The sequence below is a fragment of the Mesorhizobium sp. M8A.F.Ca.ET.181.01.1.1 genome (genome assembly GCF_004792025.1).
Lineage (GTDB): Bacteria > Pseudomonadota > Alphaproteobacteria > Rhizobiales > Rhizobiaceae > Mesorhizobium.
Window position 1 is genome coordinate 1 of sequence record NZ_SRTV01000171.1, and the last position, 324, is coordinate 324.

Consider the following 324-nt stretch of genomic DNA (forward strand, 5'->3'; position numbering starts at 1 on the left):
CTGCCTCAGGTCAGGCAGCAGCGAGCGGCCTTGCGGCTGACGACGATCCCGAGCGTCGGCCCGATCATCGCGCATGCGACGATTGCAGCCATAGGCGATGGCCGTCAGTTCGCCTCGGCCAGGGACTTCGCCGCCTGGCTGGGCCTGACCCGCAAGAGGCATGATACCGGCGGCAAGCACAAGTCGACCGGCTATATCAGCCGCGCTGGCGACAGGGACCTGCGAAGGCTGCTCATTCTCGGCGCCAGTTCGTGGCTGCGTCAGGTCAGGGCCAAGCCCGACAGAGGATCGCCCTGGATTCGCGGCCTACTGGCCAGGCGACCG

At 67.6% G+C, this 324-nt stretch carries 1 protein-coding gene; it reads left to right on the plus strand.

Annotated features, from left to right (window positions below):
* The coding region (locus EN824_RS34090) for a transposase (RefSeq protein ID WP_189522285.1) at positions 1 to 324 on the plus strand (324 nt) is incomplete at both ends.